The sequence below is a fragment of the Nonomuraea sp. NPDC050310 genome, from assembly GCF_040655795.1.
Lineage (GTDB): Bacteria > Actinomycetota > Actinomycetes > Streptosporangiales > Streptosporangiaceae > Nonomuraea.
Map to the genome: position 1 here is coordinate 655,767 of NZ_JBFAKP010000001.1, position 18,991 is coordinate 674,757.

Annotated in this window: 20 protein-coding genes; 11 read left to right on the forward strand and 9 right to left on the reverse strand. The window is 71.0% G+C overall.

Features of this window, described 5'->3' with window-relative positions; genetic code table 11:
* Window positions 1–243: 243 nt before the first annotated feature.
* Window positions 244–504: a WhiB family transcriptional regulator gene (locus AB0I67_RS03210; protein ID WP_357916746.1), complete on the forward strand. Its 261-nt coding sequence runs from the start codon at window positions 244–246 to the stop codon at window positions 502–504.
* A 52-nt stretch (window positions 505–556) separates the two neighbouring features.
* Here the strand turns inward: AB0I67_RS03210 and AB0I67_RS03215 are convergent, their stop codons facing one another.
* Window positions 557–994: a metallopeptidase family protein gene (locus AB0I67_RS03215; RefSeq protein ID WP_357916749.1), complete on the reverse strand. Its 438-nt coding sequence runs from the start codon at window positions 992–994 to the stop codon at window positions 557–559.
* Between the two features lie 125 nt (window positions 995–1,119).
* On the opposite strand from AB0I67_RS03215, the gene AB0I67_RS03220 reads away from it, so the two are divergent.
* From AB0I67_RS03220 to AB0I67_RS03240, 5 genes are all read left to right on the forward strand, one after another.
* Window positions 1,120–1,485 (forward strand): DUF3499 domain-containing protein, encoded by a 366-nt coding sequence (locus AB0I67_RS03220; RefSeq protein ID WP_357916752.1) that lies wholly within the window; start codon window positions 1,120–1,122, stop codon window positions 1,483–1,485.
* Window positions 1,486–1,571: 86 nt separating this feature from the next.
* Window positions 1,572–2,921, forward strand: coding sequence for a phosphomannomutase/phosphoglucomutase (locus AB0I67_RS03225; protein ID WP_357916755.1), 1,350 nt, complete (start codon window positions 1,572–1,574; stop codon window positions 2,919–2,921).
* The gene (locus AB0I67_RS03230; RefSeq protein WP_357916758.1) at window positions 2,918–3,085 is read left to right on the forward strand and encodes a Trm112 family protein; all 168 of its coding nucleotides are present in this window, start codon (window positions 2,918–2,920) and stop codon (window positions 3,083–3,085) included. The genes AB0I67_RS03225 and AB0I67_RS03230 overlap by 4 nt, the downstream gene beginning before the upstream one ends.
* On the forward strand, window positions 3,082–4,170 hold the full coding sequence (locus AB0I67_RS03235; RefSeq protein ID WP_357916761.1) for an SIS domain-containing protein: 1,089 nt from the start codon (window positions 3,082–3,084) through the stop codon (window positions 4,168–4,170). The genes AB0I67_RS03230 and AB0I67_RS03235 overlap by 4 nt, the downstream gene beginning before the upstream one ends.
* A gap of 44 nt (window positions 4,171–4,214) precedes the next feature.
* On the forward strand, window positions 4,215–5,141 hold the full coding sequence (locus AB0I67_RS03240; RefSeq protein ID WP_357916764.1) for a cation diffusion facilitator family transporter: 927 nt from the start codon (window positions 4,215–4,217) through the stop codon (window positions 5,139–5,141).
* A 55-nt stretch (window positions 5,142–5,196) separates the two neighbouring features.
* On the opposite strand, the gene AB0I67_RS03245 is transcribed toward AB0I67_RS03240, so the two are convergent.
* Together AB0I67_RS03245 and AB0I67_RS03250 are read right to left on the reverse strand one after the other, a co-directional pair.
* Window positions 5,197–5,643 carry a GerMN domain-containing protein gene (locus AB0I67_RS03245; RefSeq protein WP_357916767.1) on the reverse strand — a complete coding sequence of 149 codons (447 nt, stop codon included), beginning with the start codon at window positions 5,641–5,643 and terminating at the stop codon, window positions 5,197–5,199.
* The gene (locus tag AB0I67_RS03250) at window positions 5,640–5,999 is read right to left on the reverse strand and encodes a MerR family DNA-binding transcriptional regulator (RefSeq protein ID WP_357916770.1); all 360 of its coding nucleotides are present in this window, start codon (window positions 5,997–5,999) and stop codon (window positions 5,640–5,642) included. The genes AB0I67_RS03245 and AB0I67_RS03250 overlap by 4 nt, the downstream gene beginning before the upstream one ends.
* 106 nt (window positions 6,000–6,105) lie before the next feature.
* Between AB0I67_RS03250 and ahcY the strand changes: the two genes are divergently transcribed.
* The 3 genes from ahcY (at window position 6,106) to AB0I67_RS03265 (ending at window position 10,342) form a co-directional block, all read left to right on the forward strand.
* Window positions 6,106–7,533, forward strand: a complete 1,428-nt coding sequence (ahcY, locus tag AB0I67_RS03255; RefSeq protein WP_357916773.1) for an adenosylhomocysteinase — start codon at window positions 6,106–6,108, stop codon at window positions 7,531–7,533.
* 133 nt (window positions 7,534–7,666) lie between these two features.
* Complete coding sequence (locus AB0I67_RS03260) at window positions 7,667–8,890, forward strand: adenosylhomocysteinase (RefSeq protein WP_357916776.1); 1,224 nt, start codon at window positions 7,667–7,669, stop codon at window positions 8,888–8,890.
* A gap of 84 nt (window positions 8,891–8,974) precedes the next feature.
* Entirely contained in the window at window positions 8,975–10,342 is a 1,368-nt protein-coding gene (locus tag AB0I67_RS03265; RefSeq protein WP_357916779.1) for a hypothetical protein, read from the forward strand.
* 55 nt (window positions 10,343–10,397) lie between these two features.
* Here AB0I67_RS03265 and AB0I67_RS03270 read toward each other — a convergent pair whose 3' ends face one another.
* Window positions 10,398–11,036 (reverse strand): DUF305 domain-containing protein, encoded by a 639-nt coding sequence (locus AB0I67_RS03270; RefSeq protein WP_357916782.1) that lies wholly within the window; start codon window positions 11,034–11,036, stop codon window positions 10,398–10,400.
* Between the two features lie 107 nt (window positions 11,037–11,143).
* On the opposite strand from AB0I67_RS03270, the gene AB0I67_RS03275 reads away from it, so the two are divergent.
* Complete coding sequence (locus tag AB0I67_RS03275; protein WP_357916785.1) at window positions 11,144–12,499, forward strand: hypothetical protein; 1,356 nt, start codon at window positions 11,144–11,146, stop codon at window positions 12,497–12,499.
* Here AB0I67_RS03275 and AB0I67_RS03280 read toward each other — a convergent pair.
* Window positions 12,496–13,410 carry an RDD family protein gene (locus AB0I67_RS03280; protein WP_357916788.1) on the reverse strand — a complete coding sequence of 305 codons (915 nt, stop codon included), beginning with the start codon at window positions 13,408–13,410 and terminating at the stop codon, window positions 12,496–12,498. The genes AB0I67_RS03275 and AB0I67_RS03280 overlap by 4 nt on opposite strands.
* Window positions 13,411–13,513: 103 nt before the next feature.
* Here AB0I67_RS03280 and AB0I67_RS03285 point away from each other — a divergent pair, with 103 nt between their 5' ends.
* The gene (locus AB0I67_RS03285; RefSeq protein WP_357916791.1) at window positions 13,514–14,506 is read left to right on the forward strand and encodes a stage II sporulation protein M; all 993 of its coding nucleotides are present in this window, start codon (window positions 13,514–13,516) and stop codon (window positions 14,504–14,506) included.
* A 27-nt stretch (window positions 14,507–14,533) separates the two neighbouring features.
* Here AB0I67_RS03285 and AB0I67_RS03290 read toward each other — a convergent pair whose 3' ends face one another.
* From AB0I67_RS03290 to AB0I67_RS03305, 4 genes are all read right to left on the reverse strand, one after another.
* On the reverse strand, window positions 14,534–16,018 hold the full coding sequence (locus tag AB0I67_RS03290; RefSeq protein ID WP_357916794.1) for a DUF58 domain-containing protein: 1,485 nt from the start codon (window positions 16,016–16,018) through the stop codon (window positions 14,534–14,536).
* Between the two features lie 84 nt (window positions 16,019–16,102).
* Window positions 16,103–17,077 carry a MoxR family ATPase gene (locus tag AB0I67_RS03295; RefSeq protein WP_357918376.1) on the reverse strand — a complete coding sequence of 325 codons (975 nt, stop codon included), beginning with the start codon at window positions 17,075–17,077 and terminating at the stop codon, window positions 16,103–16,105.
* Entirely contained in the window at window positions 17,073–18,266 is a 1,194-nt protein-coding gene (locus tag AB0I67_RS03300) for a DUF4350 domain-containing protein (RefSeq protein ID WP_357916797.1), read from the reverse strand. Before AB0I67_RS03300 ends, AB0I67_RS03295 begins: the two co-directional genes overlap by 5 nt.
* The gene (locus tag AB0I67_RS03305) at window positions 18,263–18,991 is read right to left on the reverse strand and encodes a DUF4129 domain-containing protein (RefSeq protein ID WP_357916800.1); all 729 of its coding nucleotides are present in this window, start codon (window positions 18,989–18,991) and stop codon (window positions 18,263–18,265) included. The genes AB0I67_RS03300 and AB0I67_RS03305 overlap by 4 nt, the downstream gene beginning before the upstream one ends.

Sequence of the window (18,991 nt, forward strand, 5' to 3'; positions counted from 1 at the left end):
TTCCGACGCTTACCGCGTTGACTATGTCAGGCCAATGCCATGGATTCCGACATGGGCCGCATGTCAACCGCACATCGCGAGCACACCGGGGCGAGCTGGTCTTTCCCCGGATACCGGCATGCCGCTTGACGATCCCTGCTGGACACGCGTGTAATTACAGCCATGTTGTTACGCCCCCTCCTGGGGTAAGAGGGGGGCGTGAATGGGGGGCTCCATTGCGGGCAGGCGGCAGGGAGGTGTGCAGTGGCCGAACTGGTCATCGCACCTGAGGAATTGGACGGCGAGGAACTCGGGTGGCAGGAGCGGGCTTTGTGCGCGCAGACTGACCCCGAGGCCTTCTTCCCGGAGAAGGGTGGTTCCACCCGAGAGGCGAAGAAGGTCTGCCGGGCCTGCGAGGTCCGGGCCGAGTGTCTGGAGTACGCGCTCGAGCACGACGAGCGCTTCGGCATCTGGGGCGGGTTGTCGGAGCGGGAAAGGCGCAGGTTGAAGCGCCAGGCCGGATGAAAAAGGGGGACCACTACGGTGGTCCCCCTTTTCGTGCGGTACGTGGTGTCCGTCAGCGCCTGTCGTCCCAGCCGGGATCGACCGTCTCGGGTGGCAGGCCCAGCAGGGTGGCGACCTGCTCCACGACCACGTCGTGGATCAGGGCGCCCAGCATGTCGCGATCGCGGGCGCGGGCCTCCAGAGGCCGCCGGTAGAGCACCACGGAGGCCGGCTCGCGCCCGCGCGCCGCGTCGGCTCGCCCGAAGGGCACCGACTCCGGGCGTGTCGGCCCGTCGCCCAGTTCGGCGAGGGGCGGCACCTCCTCCACGGCGAACTCGACGGAGGCCAGTTGCTTGCCCCACTGGGGGCGCAGCCGCTCGACCGCGTCGAGCACCAGATCGTCGAAGCGTTCGCTGCGTGAGCGGGCCATCGGCACCCAGGCGGGGGCGAGGGGGCCGCGAAGGCCCCGCCCGTGCCGGTCGCGGCGGCGGGGACCGCGCCGCTCGGTCAAGGCAAGAGTCCTGTCACGGAACCAGTCTACGAAAAGGCTGTGATAGGTGTCCGAATTGTGGCGACACGCTCGGTAAGAGCGCTCAGGTAGTGGCGCACGGGTCTCTTACCGGATACGGTCCCTCCGTGAGCCCCGTCCGCCGCTGTTCCCGCACTGCTTGCAGTCAGCCTGCCGTCTTCACGCTCACGTACGTGTACGCCGATTCGACCGCTGTGCTCGGCCCCCTGGCGACGTACGCGGAGCCACACTGCTATGACCTGTGCGCCGAACACGCCGAGCGGCTCACCGCCCCTCGCGGGTGGGAGGTCGTCCGGCTGCCGACCGATGGCGCGGCGCCGAGTTCCGACGACCTCGAAGCGCTGGCCAACGCCGTCCGTGAGGCCGCACGTCCGGCCCCAGGCGGGGTCGAGCCGGTCGGCCAGGGGGTGGAGGTCGGCCGCCGCGGGCACCTGCGTGTCCTCAGGTCCGCGCAGCAACACCGGGACCGCTAGGCTGCATAGCTGGGGTAGGCATCGTCCGGCTGCGCCGGAATCGCCCCATTGGGCCGTAGACGACTATCCAGGGGCGGAGCTGACGAGTGGGCGACCTCGCCGGGATCTTCAAGGCGTACGACGTTCGCGGCGTGGTGCCGGAGCAGTTCGACGAGCAGGACGCGGCGGCCGTCGGAGCCGCCTTCGTCGAGGTCACCGGGGCGCAGTCGCTGGTCGTGGCGCGTGACATGCGGGTCTCCTCGCCGGCGCTCTCGCGGGCCTTCATCCGCGGCGCGCTCTCCCGCGGCGCCGACGTGATCGACGCCGGGCTCGGCTCGACCGACCTGCTCTACTACGCCAGCGGCAGCCTCGGCCTGCCCGGCGTGATGTTCACCGCGAGCCACAACCCGGCCCGCTACAACGGCATGAAGATGTGCCACGCCGGCGCGGTGCCGGTCGGCACGGACACCGGGCTCACCGAGATCCGCGACCGCGCCGCCGCGATCCGCGACCGTGGCGGCGACCTCGGCCCGGCGACCGGCTCCGTCGTGGAGAAGGACCTGCTGCACGGCTACGCCGCGCACCTCAAGACGCTGGTCGACCTGTCCGGCAGCCGGCCGCTCAAGGTCGTCGTCGACGCGGGCAACGCCATGGGCGGCCACACCGTGCCCGCCGTGTTCGCCGGGCTCCCGCTGGAGCTCGTACCGCTCTACTTCGAGCTCGACGGCACCTTCCCCAACCACGAGGCCAACCCGCTGGAGCCGGCCAACCTGCGCGACCTGCAGCAGGCCGTCCGCGACCACGGCGCCGACCTCGGGCTCGCCTTCGACGGCGACGCCGACCGCTGCTGGGTGGTGGACGAGCGGGGCGAGTCGGTCTCGCCGAGCGCCATCACCGCGCTGGTCGCCACCCGCGAGCTGGCCAAGCACCCGGGCAGCGTGATCATCCACAACCTGATCACCTCGCTGGCCGTACCGGAGATCGTGGCCGAGCACGGCGGCGTGCCCGAGCGCACCCGGGTCGGGCACTCCTTCATCAAGGCCGAGATGGCCCGCACCGGCGCGGTCTTCGGCGGCGAGCACTCCGCCCACTACTACTTCCGCGACTTCTGGTACGCCGACTCCGGCATGCTGGCCGCGCTGCACGTGCTGGCCGCCCTCGGTGAGCAGGACGGTCCCCTGTCCGAGCTGGTCGCGGCCTACTCGCGCTACCACGCCTCCGGGGAGATCAACAGCACCGTGGCGGACGCGCGGGCCGCCATGGAGTCCGTACGGCAGGCGTTCGCCGGCCGCGGCGAGGTCGACGAGCTCGACGGCCTGACCGTGACCGGAGCCGGCTGGTGGTTCAACCTGCGCCCGTCCAACACCGAGCCGCTGCTGCGGCTCAACGCCGAGGCGGGCGACGAGGCCACCATGACGGCGATTCGTGACGAGGTACTTCGGAGGATCCAACTGTGAAGATCGACGACTGGCTGCTGGAGATCCTGGCCTGCCCGGCGTGCAAGGCGCCGCTGCGGGCCGAGACCGAGCGCGACGAGCTGGCCTGCACCTCGTGCGGGCTGATCTACCCGGTGCGCGACGACATCCCCGTGCTGCTGGTGGACGAGGCGCGCAAGCCGTGACCTGGCAGGATCACCTGCTGGACGACCAGGCGCACCTCGTCGAGACGGATCCCGGGGGCATGCTCCCGGCGGTGGCCGCCTCCGCGGCGCACGTGCGCACCGCCCACCGCATCGCGCTGGAGAGCGGGGTGGCCCGGCTCACCGGGCGCCCGCGCGCCATCGTGGTGGTCGGGATGGGCGCGCCGGGCCTGGTCGGCGACATTCTCACGACGATCTGCGGTCCGGGCGCGCCCGTGCCGATCGTCACCGTCAGCTCCTATCGGCTGCCCGGCTGGGTCGGCGCGGCCGACCTGGTCCTGGCCATCTCCGGCTCCGGTTTCGGCCGGGAGACCGTCGCGGTCGCCACCGAGGCGGTGCGGCGCGGCTGCCACCTGCTGGCGGTCGGCCGGGCCGGCTCGCCGCTGGAGGCGATCGCCAAGCAGGCCTCCGCGCCGTTCGTGGCGGTGCCGACGCACGGTCCCTCGCGCAGCAACCTGTGGCTGCTGGCCGTCCCGGCGCTGGTGGCGCTGTCCGGTCTCGGGCTGATCCGGGCCGACGACGAGGTCTACGAGCAGATGGCGGTCCGGCTGGAGGACGTGGCGCACCGCTGCCGTCCGGCCAGCGAGTCGTTCGTCAACCCGGGCAAGACCCTGGCCATGGAACTGGCCGGCAGCGTGCCGCTGATCTGGGGTTCGTCGGCCGTCGCGGCGGTCGCCGCGCACCGCATGGCCACGCAGCTCGGCAAGAACGCCAAGTACCCGGCGCTGCACGGCCAGCTCTTCGACCAGGTGGCCACCTTCGACGGTCCGCTGGCCCAGCGCGACATCTTCGCCGACGAGGCGGGTTTGAGCGTGCGTCTGGTGGTATTGAGAGACGTCGAGGAGGAGCCCGAACTGGCCCGCCGCCGGGTGCTTTCGATCCAGCTCGCCCAGGATCGCGGGGTGCCGGTGTCGGAGGTGGTCGCGGAAGGGGAGCATCCGCTCCACCGGCTGGCCACCTTGATCGAGCTGGTCGACTATGCCAGCGTCTACCTGGCGCTCGGCTATGGTCTCGATCCGACCCCGGTGTCGGCCGTCGCGGAGCTCAAGTCCAGAATTTCACAATAGGATCCCCTGGACCTGATTCAGACCGAGTGAGTGGGAGACAACCGGTGAGCGCGAGCGGCGGTACCAAAGCCATCATCGCGGCCCTGGCGGCCAACCTGGCCATCGCCGTGGCCAAGTTCGTGGCCGCGGTGGTGACGAATTCCTCCTCGATGCTCGCGGAGGGCATCCACTCGGTGGCCGACTCCGGCAACCAGGTGCTGCTGCTGGTCGGCGGTAAGCGCGCCAAGCGCGCCGGCACCGCGGAGCACCCGTTCGGTTACGGGCGGGAGCGCTACTTCTACTCCTTCATCGTGGCGGTCGTGCTCTTCACCATCGGCGCGGCGTTCTCCCTCTACGAGGGCATCTCCAAGCTGATGCACCCGCACAAGATCGACTCCGCCCAGTGGGCGATCGGCGTGCTGGTCTTCGCGATCATCGCGGAGTCCTTCTCCTTCCGCACCGCGATCAAAGAGTCGAACGCGGTCCGCGGGAAGCAGTCGTGGGTCGCCTTCGTGCGGCGGTCGAAGTCGCCCGAGCTTCCGGTGATCCTGCTGGAGGACCTCGGCGCGCTGTTCGGCCTGATCTTCGCCCTCTTCGGCGTGAGCATGACGGTGATCACCGGCAATCCGATCTGGGACGCCATCGGCACCCTGATGATCGGTGTGCTGCTCGCGATCATCGCGGTCATCCTCGCGGTGGAGACGAAGTCGCTGCTCATCGGCGAGGGCGCCGACGCCGGCACCGAGACCCAGATCCGCCAGGCGCTGGAGGGCGCCCCCGAGGTCAACCGCATCATCCACATGAAGACGCTGCACCTCGGCCCGGAGGAGCTGCTCGTCGCCGCCAAGATCGCCGTCGAGCACGACGACACGGCGGCCGACGTGGCCCGCGGCATCGACGAGGCCGAGCAGCGCATCCGCGCGGCGGTCCCGATCGCGCGGGTCATCTACCTGGAGCCCGACCTCGACCGGAGCAGCCGTCCGGTCTCCTGATCAGGCGAGGGGCGGGGCGGTGGGTCTTCCCGCCGCCCCGTTGCCATGCCGGGGGTCAGCAGCGGGGCAGGCCGCTCTCCGAGAAGGCGCAGGTGCCGTCGGGGTTGGCCAGGACGACCTTCTTGATCGAGGGGAACTGCTTCAGCGTGCGTTCCAGGGAGTACTTGATCGCGTAGTCGGCCAGGTGGCCGGGGCCGTAGGGCGTACGGCAGAAGCGGACGCGGGCCGTACCGGACTTGACGGTTAGCTTGAAGTCGGGGCCGCCGCAGTCGGAGAGGCCGGCCAGCTTCAGGTGGCTGAACAGGCCCTTCTTCCGCTCGGCCTTGGTCGGGCCGGCGATGAACTGCTCCACCGCGAACCGGGCGACTCCCGAGGTGGGAGCGTTCCTGACCACGGCCGCCACCTTGGGCGGATAGTCGACCTCGACGGGAAAGTACACCTTCACCGGGTGGCCGGGGCCCTGCGGCAGCGCCAGGGTCATGGCCAGGATGAGTTCCTTCATGTCCGGTTGGACGCCTGATCCCTTTGCGGCGTTTGCAACCATCGCAGGGCTTTTTCCTTTTCGAAGTCCAGGGCCCGGCGCGGGGCCTGCAGCCTTCCGATGCTCAACCCCAGCTCCCGTACGGCCTGCGCCACCGCGGGGTCGCTGAGCACCCGCAGCCCGAAGGCCAGCTCGGCGGGGGAGATGTCGAACCGTTTCTCCAGCTCCATGCCCTGCGCCACCGCGGCCAGCTCCTCGTCGCCGAACCGGCGGTGCGCGCCCTGCCCGCGCACGGGCGGCAAGAGCCCCAGCGCCTCGCGGTAGCGGAGCATCCGGGGGGACATCCCCAGGCGTCGAGCGGCTTCGGTGATACGCATACGAGTAATTCTGACATTCTTGTGGCAGATTCCGCCCCTCCAGGATGCGATACCCCGCCGAGCCCGCCTAGACTCGACGGCGACGACTTTCCTAGAGGGGAATCAGATGGACTTCAAGGTCGCGGACCTGTCGCTGGCCGACTTCGGCCGCAAGGAGATCAGGCTGGCCGAGCACGAGATGCCCGGCCTCATGGCGGTGCGCAAGGAGTACGCCGACTCCCAGCCCCTCCGCGGCGCGAAGATCATGGGCTCGCTGCACATGACCATCCAGACCGCCGTGCTGATCGAGACGCTGGTCGCCCTCGGCGCCGAGGTGCGCTGGGTCTCCTGCAACATCTTCTCCACCCAGGACCACGCCGCCGCCGCGGTCGCCGTCGGCCCCAACGGCACGGTCGACGACCCGCAGGGCGTGCCGGTCTTCGCCTGGAAGGGCGAGACGCTGGAGGAGTACTGGTGGTGCACCGAGCAGGCGCTCACCTGGCCGGGCGGCGAGGGCCCGAACATGATCCTCGACGACGGCGGCGACGCCACGCTCCTGGTCCACAAGGGCGTCGAGTACGAGAAGGCCGGCGCCGTGCCGTCCGCCTCCGAGGAGGACCCGGAGGAGTGGCACGTCATCATCGACCTGCTCAAGCGCACCGTCGGTCCCGACAAGAAGTGGACCAAGATCGCTGAGCAGATCAAGGGCGTGACCGAGGAGACCACCACCGGTGTCCACCGCCTGTACGAGATGTTCAAGGCCGGCACCCTGCTCTTCCCGGCGATCAACGTCAACGACTCGGTGACCAAGTCGAAGTTCGACAACAAGTACGGCTGCCGCCACTCGGTCATCGACGGCCTCAACCGCGCCACCGACGTGCTGATCGGCGGCAAGGTCGCCGTCATCTGCGGCTACGGCGACGTCGGCAAGGGCTGCGCGGACGCGCTGCGCGGCCAGGGCGCCCGCGTCATCGTCACCGAGATCGACCCGATCTGCGCCCTCCAGGCGGCGATGGACGGCTTCCAGGTCACCACCCTGGAGGAGGTCGTCGGCTACGCGGACATCTTCGTGACCACGACCGGCAACTTCAACATCATCACGGCCGAGCACATGGCCCGGATGAAGCACAACGCGATCGTCTCCAACATCGGCCACTTCGACAACGAGATCGACATGGCCGGTCTGGCGCGCGTGCCGGGCATCAAGAAGTCCGAGGTCAAGCCGCAGGTCCACACCTGGGAGTTCCCCGACGGCCACCAGATCATCGTGCTGGCCGAAGGCCGCCTGATGAACCTCGGCTGCGCCACCGGCCACCCGAGCTTCGTGATGTCGAACTCCTTCACCAACCAGGTGATCGCGCAGATCGAGCTGTTCACGAAGACCGAGGAGTACCCGATCGGCGTCTACGTGCTGCCCAAGCACCTCGACGAGAAGGTCGCCCGGCTCCACCTCGACGCGCTCGGCGTCAAGCTCACCGAGCTGACCAAGGAGCAGGCCGACTACATCGGCGTGCCGGTCGAGGGCCCGTACAAGTCCGACCACTACCGCTACTGATCCGTCGGGCGCTTGAGGGGCGGGTCGTCGCGGCGGCCCGCCCCGCACGCCCGCTGACCGTCTCCCTGGACAGGGCCCGGCCACGTACGGCGGCCGGGCCCTCCCGTGCTTGCCGTACGAGATGGTGAGAAGGATGCTCGGCGAATCGAAGATCAGTTGGGCGGGCCGGTCGATGCCGGTGCTGACGGCGATCGGCACGCGGTTCGCCGGGGAGCGGCCCCTGGAGGGGCTGCGGATCGCGGCGTGCCTGCACGTCACGGCCGAGACGGCGGTGCTGATGGGCGCGCTGCGGGCGGGCGGCGCGGAGATCGCGCTGGCGGCCTCCAACCCGCTCTCGACGCAGGACGACGTGGCCGAGGCGCTGCGCGAGTACGGCATAGCGGTCCACGCCAAGGCCGGGGTGGACCGGGCGGCCTACTACCGGCACATCCACGAGGCCCTGGACATCGGCCCCGACCTGGTGCTGGACGACGGCTGCGACCTGGTGAACATCCTGCACACCGAGCGCACCGACCTGCTGGATCGGGTGTCGGGCGGGTGCGAGGAGACCACCACGGGGATCATCCGGCTACGCCAGATGGCGGCCGAGGGGGCGCTGCGCTTCCCGATGGTGGCGGTGAACGACACCCGCACGAAGCGCATGTTCGACAACCGGTACGGCACGGGCCAGTCGACCTTCGACGGCATCATGCGCGCCACGAACACGATGCTCGCCGGGCGCGTGGTGGTGGTGGCCGGCTTCGGCTACTGCGGCCGGGGCGTGGCCGAGCGGGCCAAGGGCCTGGGGGCGCGGGTCGTGGTGACGGAGATCGACCCGGTGAAGGCCCTCGACGCGATGCTGCAGGGCTACGACGTGCTGCCGATGGAACGCGCGGCCCGGGCGGGCGAGGTGTTCATCACCGTGACCGGCAACCGCGACGTGATCCGCGAGGAACACCTGGCGGTGATGAAGGACGGCGCGATCCTGGCCAACGCCGGGCACTTCGACGTGGAGATCGACGTCCGGGCGCTGGACGAGCTGGCGGTGGAGATCAACCGCGGCGTGCGCCCGAACACCGACGAGTACGTGCTGGCCGACGGCCGCCGCCTGCTGCTGCTGGCCGAGGGCCGGCTGGTGAACCTGACCGCGGCGGAGGGCCACCCGGCGGCGGTGATGGACATGTCCTTCTCGGCCCAGGCACTGGCCGTGGCGTGGCTGGCCACGGAGCGGACCCGGCTCGCGCCAGGCGTCTACGACGTGCCGGAGGAGCTCGACGCGGAGGTGGCGCGGCTCAAGCTGGCGGCGGCGGGGCGGGAGATCGACCGGCTCACCACCGAGCAGGAGGACTACCTGCATTCCTGGAGAGTTGGTTCGTAACAGAAGAAGACTCTTGGTTGAGGCTTCACTTAGCTTCATAATCCTCCTCATTCCGCTAGAAAACGGAATGATCTGGAGGCACTTATGTCCCTGCGTGGCTTATCCGCCCGCATCCTCCTGGCGGCCGGCGTGGTGATGGCGTTCGTCGCCACCCCGGCCGGCGCGGCTCCCGACGACATCGTCAAGTCCGACAACATCTCCCTCCAAGCGCACCTCGACCTCCCGGCCGGCGCCGCGATCAACAGCGACATCGCCTTCCAGGGCGACTACGCCTACGTGGGCAACTTCACCGGCTTCGCGATCTACGACATCAAGCACCCCAAGAAGCCCAAGCTGGTGAGCTCGGTCCGCTGCCCCGGCGGGCAGATGGACGTCACGATCCTGGGCGACATCCTGGTGACCTCGGTCGACGACTCGCTGAGCAACGACTCCTGCAACGCCGTGCCGCAGAGCGCGCGCAACAAGGACTCGTGGGAGGGCCTGCGGATCTTCGACGTCAGCGACAAGGCCAACCCGAAGTACATCAAGTCGGTCGAGACGCAGTGCGGGTCGCACACCCACACGATGGTCCCCGACAAGGTGGGCGAGGCGTTCTACGTCTACGTCTCCTCCTACTTCCCGTCGGCCAGCTTCCCCGACTGCCAGCCGCCGCACGACAAGATCTCCGTTGTGAAGGTGCCGATCGCGAACCCGACCGCCGCCGCGGTGGTGGGCACGCCGTCGATCTTCCCCTACGGCACCTACCCCGGCGCCAACAGCACCAGCGGCTGCCACGACATCACCGCCTACGCCGAGCTCGACCTGGCCGCCGGCGCGTGCATGGGGGACGGGGTGCTCCTGGACATCTCCGACCGCGCCCAGCCTAAGGTGATCGAACAGGTCACCGACGCGAACTTCGCCTTCTGGCACTCGGCCACCTTCAACAACGCCGGGACCAAGGTCGTCTTCACCGACGAGCTGGGCGGCGGCACCTCGGCCCGCTGCACCGCGGCCGAAGGCCCGAACCGCGGGGCGGACGCGATCTTCGACATCGTGGACCGGAAGCTCGTGTTCAAGAGCTACTACAAGATCTCCCGGCTGCAGACGACGACCGAGAACTGCGTGGCCCACAACGGCTCGCTGATCCCGGTCAAGGGTCGGGACATCATGATCCAGGCGTGGTACCAGGGCGGGCTGTCGGTGTGGGACTTCACCGACTCGGCCAACCCGCAGGAGATCGCCTTCTTCGACCGGGCGCCGCTCGACGACACCCGCCTCATCCTGGGCGGCTACTGGTCGGCGTACTACTACAACGGCTACATCTACGGCAGTGAGATCGCGCGCGGCTTCGACGTCTTCAAGGTCAACGACCCGCGGGTCAACCAGGCCAACAGCGTCAAGCTCGACATCCTGAACGTCCAGACCCAGGGCTCGTACCGCGAACCCGGCAACGGCGTCCCGGGCGGTCACTAGCCCGGCCCGCCTGCGCCCCCGGCCTTAACCCGGGGGCGCAGGTCCCGCCGGGGTGTCAGAGCTCCGCGAGGATGCGGCGCATCCGGCCGATCTCGGCCGCCTGCCCGGCGCCCACGTCGTTGGCCAGCTCCTGGATCGCCCGCTGCGACCCGTCGATCAGCACCTTCGTCGACATCTCGACCGCGCCCTGGTGATGCTTGATCATCAGGTCCAGGAACAGCCGGTCGAAGGCCTCGCCCGAGGCGGCCTTGAGCGCGGCCATCTCCTCCGGGCTCGCCATCCCGGCCATGCCCTCGTGCGCGGCCCCGTGATGCGCCTCCGGGACCTTCTGCCCCTCGTTCTGGAGCCAGGAGACCAGGTAGGCGATCTCCGGCTCCTGCGAGTCCTTGATCCGCGAGGCGATGGCCTTCACCTTCGCCGCGCGGGCCCGGGTGGGCGCCAGCACGGCCATGTCGATCGCCTGCCGGTGGTGCACGACCATGTCCTGGACGTACTTCACGTCGGCCGCGTTGACCGGCGCGGACGGCACGCTGGTCGCGGCCTCCTCCGGGCTGATCGTCTTCGCCTCCTCGCCCGGCCGCCCCGGCACGATGACCGGCCCGCCGGAATCGGCCTGCGGCGGGGGCGCGGGGGAGCCGCTGCACCCGGTGAGGGTGACCAACGCGGCGGTGACGGCGATGAGCGCAGCGCGCACTCGGGACCTCCTCGACGTTGCCTCACTCTATGGGCATATCCAATGCTTAAAGAAGACATCTACTGACATAGTGGGGACGCTTTCCCGTCCCTCAGCAGGAGGTTTCCGTGGCGTCCAGACTCGGCCGCTTCGCGCTGGCACTGGCGGCATGCCTCGCGGCGGTGTCCGCGGCGCCCGCCCAGGCGAGCGCCCCCCAGGCGGCCGCCAAGTCCAGCCCCAACGTCAAGCTCGTCGCCAACGTGCCCAAGAAGGGCGCGTTCGCCGACCTCACCGCCTACGGCACCGACCTCGCCTTCCAGGGCCGGTACGCCTACGTCGGCAACTACAACGGCTTCACCGTCTTCGACGTGGCCGATCCCACCAAGCCCAAGCGGGTCAGCCAGGTCCTGTGCCCCGGCGCCCAGAACGACATCTCAGTCAAGGGCGACCTGCTCTTCCTCTCCATCGACGAGCCGCTCAGCGGCAGCTCCTGCAAGAGCGACTACGGCGACCCGAGCAGCAGCCGCTCGTGGGAGGGCATCCGGATCTTCGACATCAGCGACAAGGCCCGGCCGCGCTACGTCAAGGCCGTCGAGACCGCCTGCGGCTCGCACACGCACACCCTCGTGCCCGACAAGCAGGGCAAGTCGCTCTACCTGTACGTCTCCTCATACGGCCCGGCCGCCGCCTTCCCCGAGTGCAAGCCGCCGCACGACAAGATCTCCGTCGTCAAGGTCCCGATCAAGAACCCGAAGGCGGCCAAGGTCGTCTCCACGCCCGTGCTCTTCCCCGACGGCGGCAACGAGGACCAGCCCGGCCTGCTCCTGCCGACCTCCGGCTGCCACGACATCACCGTCTACCCGGCCAAGGACCTCGCCGCCGGCGCGTGCATGGGCGACGGCGTGCTGATGGACATCTCCAACCGCGAGCAGCCCAAGGTCATCGCCACCGCCACCGACGAGAACTTCGCCTTCTGGCACTCGGCGACCTTCAACAACGCCGGGAACAAGGTCGTCTTCACCGACGAGCTCGGCGGCGGCGGCGCGGCCACCTGCACCGCGTCCATCGGCCCCACCCGCGGCGCGGACGCGATCTTCGACATCGTCGGCAAGGAGCTCGTGTTCAAGAGCTACTACAAGATCTCGCGGCACCAGCAGGCGAGCGAGAACTGCGTCGCGCACAACGGCTCGCTGATCCCGGTCAAGGGGCGCGACATCATGGTCCAGGGGTGGTACCAGGGCGGGGTGTCCATCTGGGACTTCACCGACTCGGCCAAGCCGTTCGAGATCGGTTACTTCGACCGCGGAGCCTTCAAGCCGCGGGACATCGCGGGGTCGTGGTCGGCGTACTACTACAACGGCTACATCTTCAGCAGTGAGATCCAGCGCGGGCTCGACGTCCTCAAGCTCACCGACCGCCGGACCGACCCGGCCGGGCGGGTGCGCTTCAAGATCCTCAACGCCCAGACCCAGTACCGCTACTAGACCGGGGGCGCGAACCCCTCCGGTGTCGTCCGCGGATCCTCCCCCGTGGGCGGCACCGGAGTCCGGTACACCGGCTGCTGGGCCATCGGCGGGTGGGGGACGACCTGCTGGGGCTGCTGCTGGTACGGCAGGCCGCCCGGCGCGGGATGCGGGGGAACGGACCCGGCCCGCTGAGCCAGCCGTATCTGCTCACGACGCCGCCGCTCGGCCAGAACCGCACTGAGGAAGGCGTGCGGCGGCACCCCGGGCGGCGGAGGCGGCGAGATCGAGGCCGCCACCTGGGTGGCGATCCGGATCCCCATCTCGTACTGCGTCTGCGGATTGAGCTCCGACCAGCGCAGCAGGTACTGCCGGGCCGCCGCGGCCACGTCGTCCGGCAACTGCGACAACTCCAGCGTCGCCGCCCACTGCGCCAGCGGAGGCGGCATCTGGATCAGCGCCGAGGTGTCCCGCGGCCCGCGCTCGGAGATCACGATCGTCCCGGCGAAGACGTCGCCCAGCCGCTTGCCCTGCTGCGACACCAGCGACGAGATCAGCGCGGGCGCGCCGTACAGCAGCCAGAACTCCAGGAATCCGGCCAGCCCGCGGAAGAGCGCCTGCCGGAACCGCTCAGGCCCGCCGTCGTCACTCACCACCCGGAGCCCGAGGGCCAGCTTGCCGAGGCTGCGTCCCCGGGTGAGGCTCTCCACGGCCACCGGGTAGCCCACGGTGACCAGGACCACCAGCAGGATGTTCGCCGCCGCGAAGATCGCCGGATCGCTGATCTCGGCGAAGAAGGCGAGCAGGAGAAAAGCCCCGATCAGGACCGTCCACTGGACGACCAGGTCGATGATGAGCGCGAGCGCCCGCGTGGGCAACTGCGCGACCCGCACCTCGACGACTACGGCATCGCCAGTGACAACCTCGGACATACCAGGAGCCTATTCGGTCCCGCCCGCTCACCAGGAAACAGCCGAGACCCGGAGAGGCAGCCGGTTCGGTCACAAGGTGGGGCTGCTCGGGCAGAATGTCCGGGTGGACATCGATGCCTTCGCCGCGGCGCACCGGCCCGCCTGGGACCGCCTGGAGACGCTGGTCGCCCGGCGCAACCGGCTGACCGGCCCCGAGGTCGACGAACTGGTCGACCTCTACCAGCGGGTGTCCACCCAGCTCTCCGTCCTGCGCTCGGGCTCGGCCGACCCGATGCTGGTCGGCCGGCTGTCGGCGCTGGTCGCGCGGGCCCGTTCGGCGGTGACCGGCGCGCACGCGCCCGCCTGGCGGGAGTTCGCCCGCTTCTTCACCGTGTCCTTCCCGGTCGTGGCCTACCGGGCGCGGTGGTGGTGGCTGGGGACGACGCTGGCCTTCGTCGTCGTCTCCTGGGTCATGGCGGCCTGGGTGGCGGCCAACCCGGACGTCCAGGCGGCCATCGCCTCACCCGAGGAGATCACGCAGCTCGTCGAGCACGACTTCGCCGACTACTACTCCGAGAACCCGGCGGCCTCCTTCGCCAGCCGGGTGTGGATCAACAACGCCTGGGCCTCGATGATCATGATCATGTCGGCCATCCTGGGCGGCCTACCGATCCCGTACTTCCTCTACCAGAACGCCGCGAACGTGGCCGTCTCCGCCGGTCTCATGGCCTCGCGCGACAAGCTGGACATCTTCTTCGGCTTGATCACCCCGCACGGCCTGCTGGAACTGACCGGGTTCTTCCTGGCCGCCGCCGTGGGCCTGCGGCTGGGCTGGACCGCCATCGACCCCGGTCCGCGCCGCCGACTCGACGTCCTGGCCGAGCAGGGGCGGGCCGTGATGGCCGTCGCGCTGGGCCTGATCGTCGTGCTCTTCGTCTCCGGCCTCATCGAGGCGCTGGTCACCCCGTCCGGCCTGCCCACCGCCGCGCGGATCGCCATCGGGGTGGTCGCGGAAGTGCTGTTCCTGGTCTACGTGGTGGTCCTGGGCCGCCGGGCTCTCCGCGCCCAGGAGACCGGCGACGTCGAACGAGCCCCCGACCTGGCCCCCACCGCCTGAGACTCCCGGCCCAGGAGCGCTCGGTGGCTAGAGGCGGCCCTGGGCCTTCAGCGCGAGGTAGGCGTCGGCCAGGGCCGGGGCGATCTCGTCGGGAACGGCGTCGACCACTTCCACGCCGTTTCGCCGCAGCCTCGCGATGATGCGGCGGCGCTCGGCCAGCGCCCGTTCGGCGGCTGCGGCGTCGTAGACCTCCTCCGCCGATCCCCGGCGCGAGGCCATGGCGGTGACCCGCGGGTCGGAAACCCCCGCGACCAGCACGAGGTGCCGGGCGGAGAGCTGGGGGAGCACCGGCATGAGCCCCTCCTCCATGGACGCGGAGTTGAGGTCGGTGAGCAGCACCACCAGGCACCGCCGCCGCGCCCGCGACAACACCGCGGCCACCATGCCCTGGGCGTCGGCCTCGATGAGCTCGGCCTCGATCGGCGCCATGACGTTCACCAGCGCGGGCAGCAGCTCGGTGCGCGAGGCACCGGCCACCCAGGCCCGGATGGCTCGGTCGTAGGCGAGGAAGTCCACCCGGTCACCCGCCCGCGCGGCCAGGGCGGCCAGCAGGAGGGCGGCGTCCATGGACCAGTCGAGCCTGGGCCACCCGGGAGCGGGGAGCGGCGCCGGGTCGGAGCCCCGCCTGGCCGGCAGCCCGAACTTCCGCGGACCCCCAGAGTTGGGCGAGCCCCCGTGGCTCGGAGAGGTCCCGGAGCCGTGGGAAGCCCCGGGTCCCAGCGACGCCCCCGACAGCAGCCCCTGCCGCGGCATCTCCTCAGCCAGAGGCACCGGTGCGGTGCCGACGCGGCCGGCGGAGGTGCGGCCGGTGTCGAGCACGATGAGCACGCGCCGATCCCGCTCGGGCCGCCAGGTGCGCACCACCACGTCGTGCCGCCGCGCGGTGGCCCGCCAGTCGATGGACCGGACGTCGTCGCCCACCACGTACTCCCGCAGCGAGTCGAACTCGGTGCCCTGACCGCGCACCAGCGCCGGGTGCTGCCCGTCGAGCTCGCGCAGCCGGGCCAGCCGGGAGGGCAGATGCTTGCGCGACAGGAACGGCGGGAGCACGCGGATGGTCCACGGCACCTGGTGGTTGCCCTGCCGGGCCGCCAGCCCGAGCGGCCCCAGAGAGCGTACGGTCACCGCGGCGGATCGCCGGTCGCCCCGGCGGGTCGGGGTGAGCGCCACGGTCAGCTTCCGGCGCTCGCCCGGCGGGACGTTGAGGGCCAGCGAGCGCGGCTCGGCCCCGGCCGAGGGCGGCCAGGCGTCACGCAGCAGCCCGCGCACCCGCCGCGAGCCGGGGTTCTCGACCAGCAGCTCGACCGTGGCGACCTGGCCCAGCCGCACCAGGGTCTCGCCGGACCGCTGGAACCGCAGCCCGCGCACGCTCCCGGCCAGCGCGAGGTCGACCAGGACCGCGGCGGCCAGCAGCAGGCAGACCCCGGCCAGCGCGAAGCCGGGCTCGGGCGCGACGAGCACCACGACCACACCCAGGACCGCCAGCAGCGCGGCCCGCCCGGTCAGCGCCATGTCAGCGCGGCCCCCTCATCCACACCCGCTCCCGAACCTGCCGGACAGCGGGTCCTACTGGGCTCTTCCATGCCAAGACTCATCTCAGCGCGGCACCGGGACGGCGGCGAGGATGCCGTCGAGCAGGCCGTCGGCGGTCGCGCCCTCCAGCTCGGCCTCCGGACGGAGCTGCACGCGGTGGCGGAGCGCGGGCCGCGCCAGCGCCTTGACGTCGTCGGGCGTCACATATGCCCGCCCCGACAACCACGCCCAGGCCCGCGCCGTCGCCAGCAGCGCGGTGGCCCCACGCGGGGAGACGCCGAGCTGCAGCGAGGGGGAGTGCCGGGTCGCCCGGCAGACGTCCACGATGTACCCCAGCACCTCGGGCCCGACGTGCGTCTTGCTGCACGCCTCCCGCGCCGCCGCCAGGTCGTCGGCGGTGGCGACCGCCTTGACCTGGCTCAGGTCACGCGGGTCGAAGCCCTGTGCGTGCCGCTCCAGCACCGCGATCTCGTGCTCGCGCGGCGGCAGCGGCACGGTCAGCTTGAGCAGGAACCGGTCGAGCTGCGCCTCGGGAAGCTGGTAGGTGCCTTCGTACTCCACCGGGTTCTGGGTCGCGCAGACCACGAACGGGTCGGGCAGCGCCAGGCCGTCGCCCTCGACGCTGACCTGCCGCTCCTCCATCGCCTCCAGGAGCGCCGCCTGCGTCTTGGGCGGCGTGCGGTTGATCTCGTCGGCCAGCAGCAGGTTCGTGAAGACCGGGCCGCGCCGGAACTCGAACTCCGCGGTCTTGGCGTCGTAGATCAGCGAGCCGGTGATGTCGCCGGGCATCAGGTCGGGAGTGAACTGCACCCGCTTGAAGTCGAGCGACAACGCTGCCGCGAGGGTGCGGACCATCAGGGTCTTGGCCACGCCGGGCACGCCTTCGAGCAGCACGTGGCCCCGGCACAACAAGGCGATGACCAGCCCGGTCACGACCGCGTCCTGGCCCACGACCGCCTTGGCCACCTCGGCCCGCAGCGCGCCGAGGGCCTCACGCGCGCTCTCCGCCCGGCCGGCCACCCGGGTGGTCTCCTCAATGTTCAATGATCTGCCTCTCCAGTTGCTCAAGGTATCGGGCCAGACCGACAAGCCCGCCGTCGTCTGCCGGGGCCGTGCCGTACAGCGCCCCGCCGATCTGCTGCGGATCCAGCCCCGTCCGTACGGCTACCGCGCTCACCACGGCGTGCGGGGGCGAGTCGCCGGTGAGGCCGAGCCTGGGCACGATCCGGTCGAGCGTCCCGGCGCGCAGGGCGGCGGCGGCCTGGCCGCGTGCCCGGCGGGCCCGGTAGAGCCCGCCGCGTCCCTCGACGGTCTCGGCGGCGCGCACCACCACCGGCAGCCGCTCGGCGACGACCGGGCCGAGCCGCCTGGCCCGCCACACCACGGTGACCAGCAGCGCGACCAGCGCCATCCGCAGGCCCCAGCCGATGCTCTCGGGCATCAGGTCGTGGAAGGAACGGCTGCCGCCCCCGGGCGGCTGCGCGTCGCCCGGCTCGGCGGGCGGCGGGACCAGCCAGGTCACCGCGCGCTTGGCGCCGAGCAGGTTGAGCGCCAGGGCGGCGTTGCCGTCCTCGTCGAGGCGCTGGTTGGTCATGAAGGTGGTGCTGCTCAGGACCGTGACCGTGCGCTGGCCGTCGTGGTACTGGACGAGCGTGGGCTTGCCGCGCGACGGGTAGCACGCGGTCGCGCCGGCCGGCGGGTCGAGCGGCTGGCCGCCGAGGTACGCGCTGCCTGCGGCGGTCGCCGCCGGCAGGTCGCACTCGGGCTCGCGCGTGCGCTCCCGTGCCGGGTCGCGGGCCGGCTCGACGGCGGGGGCCAGGAGGTCGAGGTGCAGGTTGCGGGCGTCCACGACCCGGTCGCCAGGGAGTGCGGCGAGGGCGCCCGGGTTGGCCGGGTCGACGTTGCCGGTGACCAGGACCAGCCGGTCACCGGGCAGGGCGGCGGCCTGCTCGGCGGAGTCGACCCGGTCCACCTGTACGCCGTGCGCGCGCAGGAGCTGGGCCAGGGCCTTGCCGCCGCGCAGCGTGCCGTCCTCCGGGTCGAGGTAGCGGGCCTGGCCGTCGCCGCCGGTGAACAGCACCGTGATGGCGGCCACCAGCGTGAGCAGCGCGGCCACCAGCAGCGGCGCCCGAACGGCCCGCCAGATCCGCCCACCAGTGGGCGAGGTCGCCGTCCGGGCGGCGGGGCTCTGCGGGGAGGTCGCCGGGGTGTGCGGGGGAGCGCTCATCGCGGACCTTCCTGCCCGTTGACCGCCGATCGCGGCGCCTGCCCGGAAAAAGGCGGCTGCCCTGGCAACGGCGGTTGCGGTGGTTGGCCGGGGAGCGGAGGTTGCGGGGGAAGGGGAGTCGGGCGGGCCTGGCGCAGCCGCTCGTCGAGGTCACGAAGCATGCCGTACGCCTCGGCCGTCCCCGGCACATCGCCATAGGTCACGTCGTCGAACACCCGGGCCGCCGCCGCCAGCTCGCCCGCGAAACCGGGCAAAGCCCGCCCCGCCTCGGCGGCCAGCTCGTCCGCGGTACGGCCGGGCAGCCCGTCCACCAGAGCCCGCTCCTCCAGGTCACGGGCAATGGCCCGCAGACGCTCCTGGACCGCCTCGGCCCAGAGCTCCTCGCCCGCCAGCCGCTCGGCCTCCTGCCGGTGTTCCACGGCCGTGCGCGCCCGCGTCCCGAACAGCTCCCCACCCCCGCCCGCCGCACCCCGCGTGGTCCGGCGCAACCGCCAGATCAGCAACCCGGCCAGCCCGCCCACGATGAGCACGATGAGCACGGCCGCGATCACCCCGCCGGCCGGCGCGCCGTCCACCTCGGGGTTCGTCAGGTCGCCGAGGAACTGCTGGAGCCGCCGCCAGACCTCGTCCACCAGCGGCTCGTGCTCGTACCCGGGCTTGAGCAGCTCGTCGGCGGCCTCACGCTGAGCGTCGTCCCTGCTGATGGGCGGGCCGATGGGCGTCAC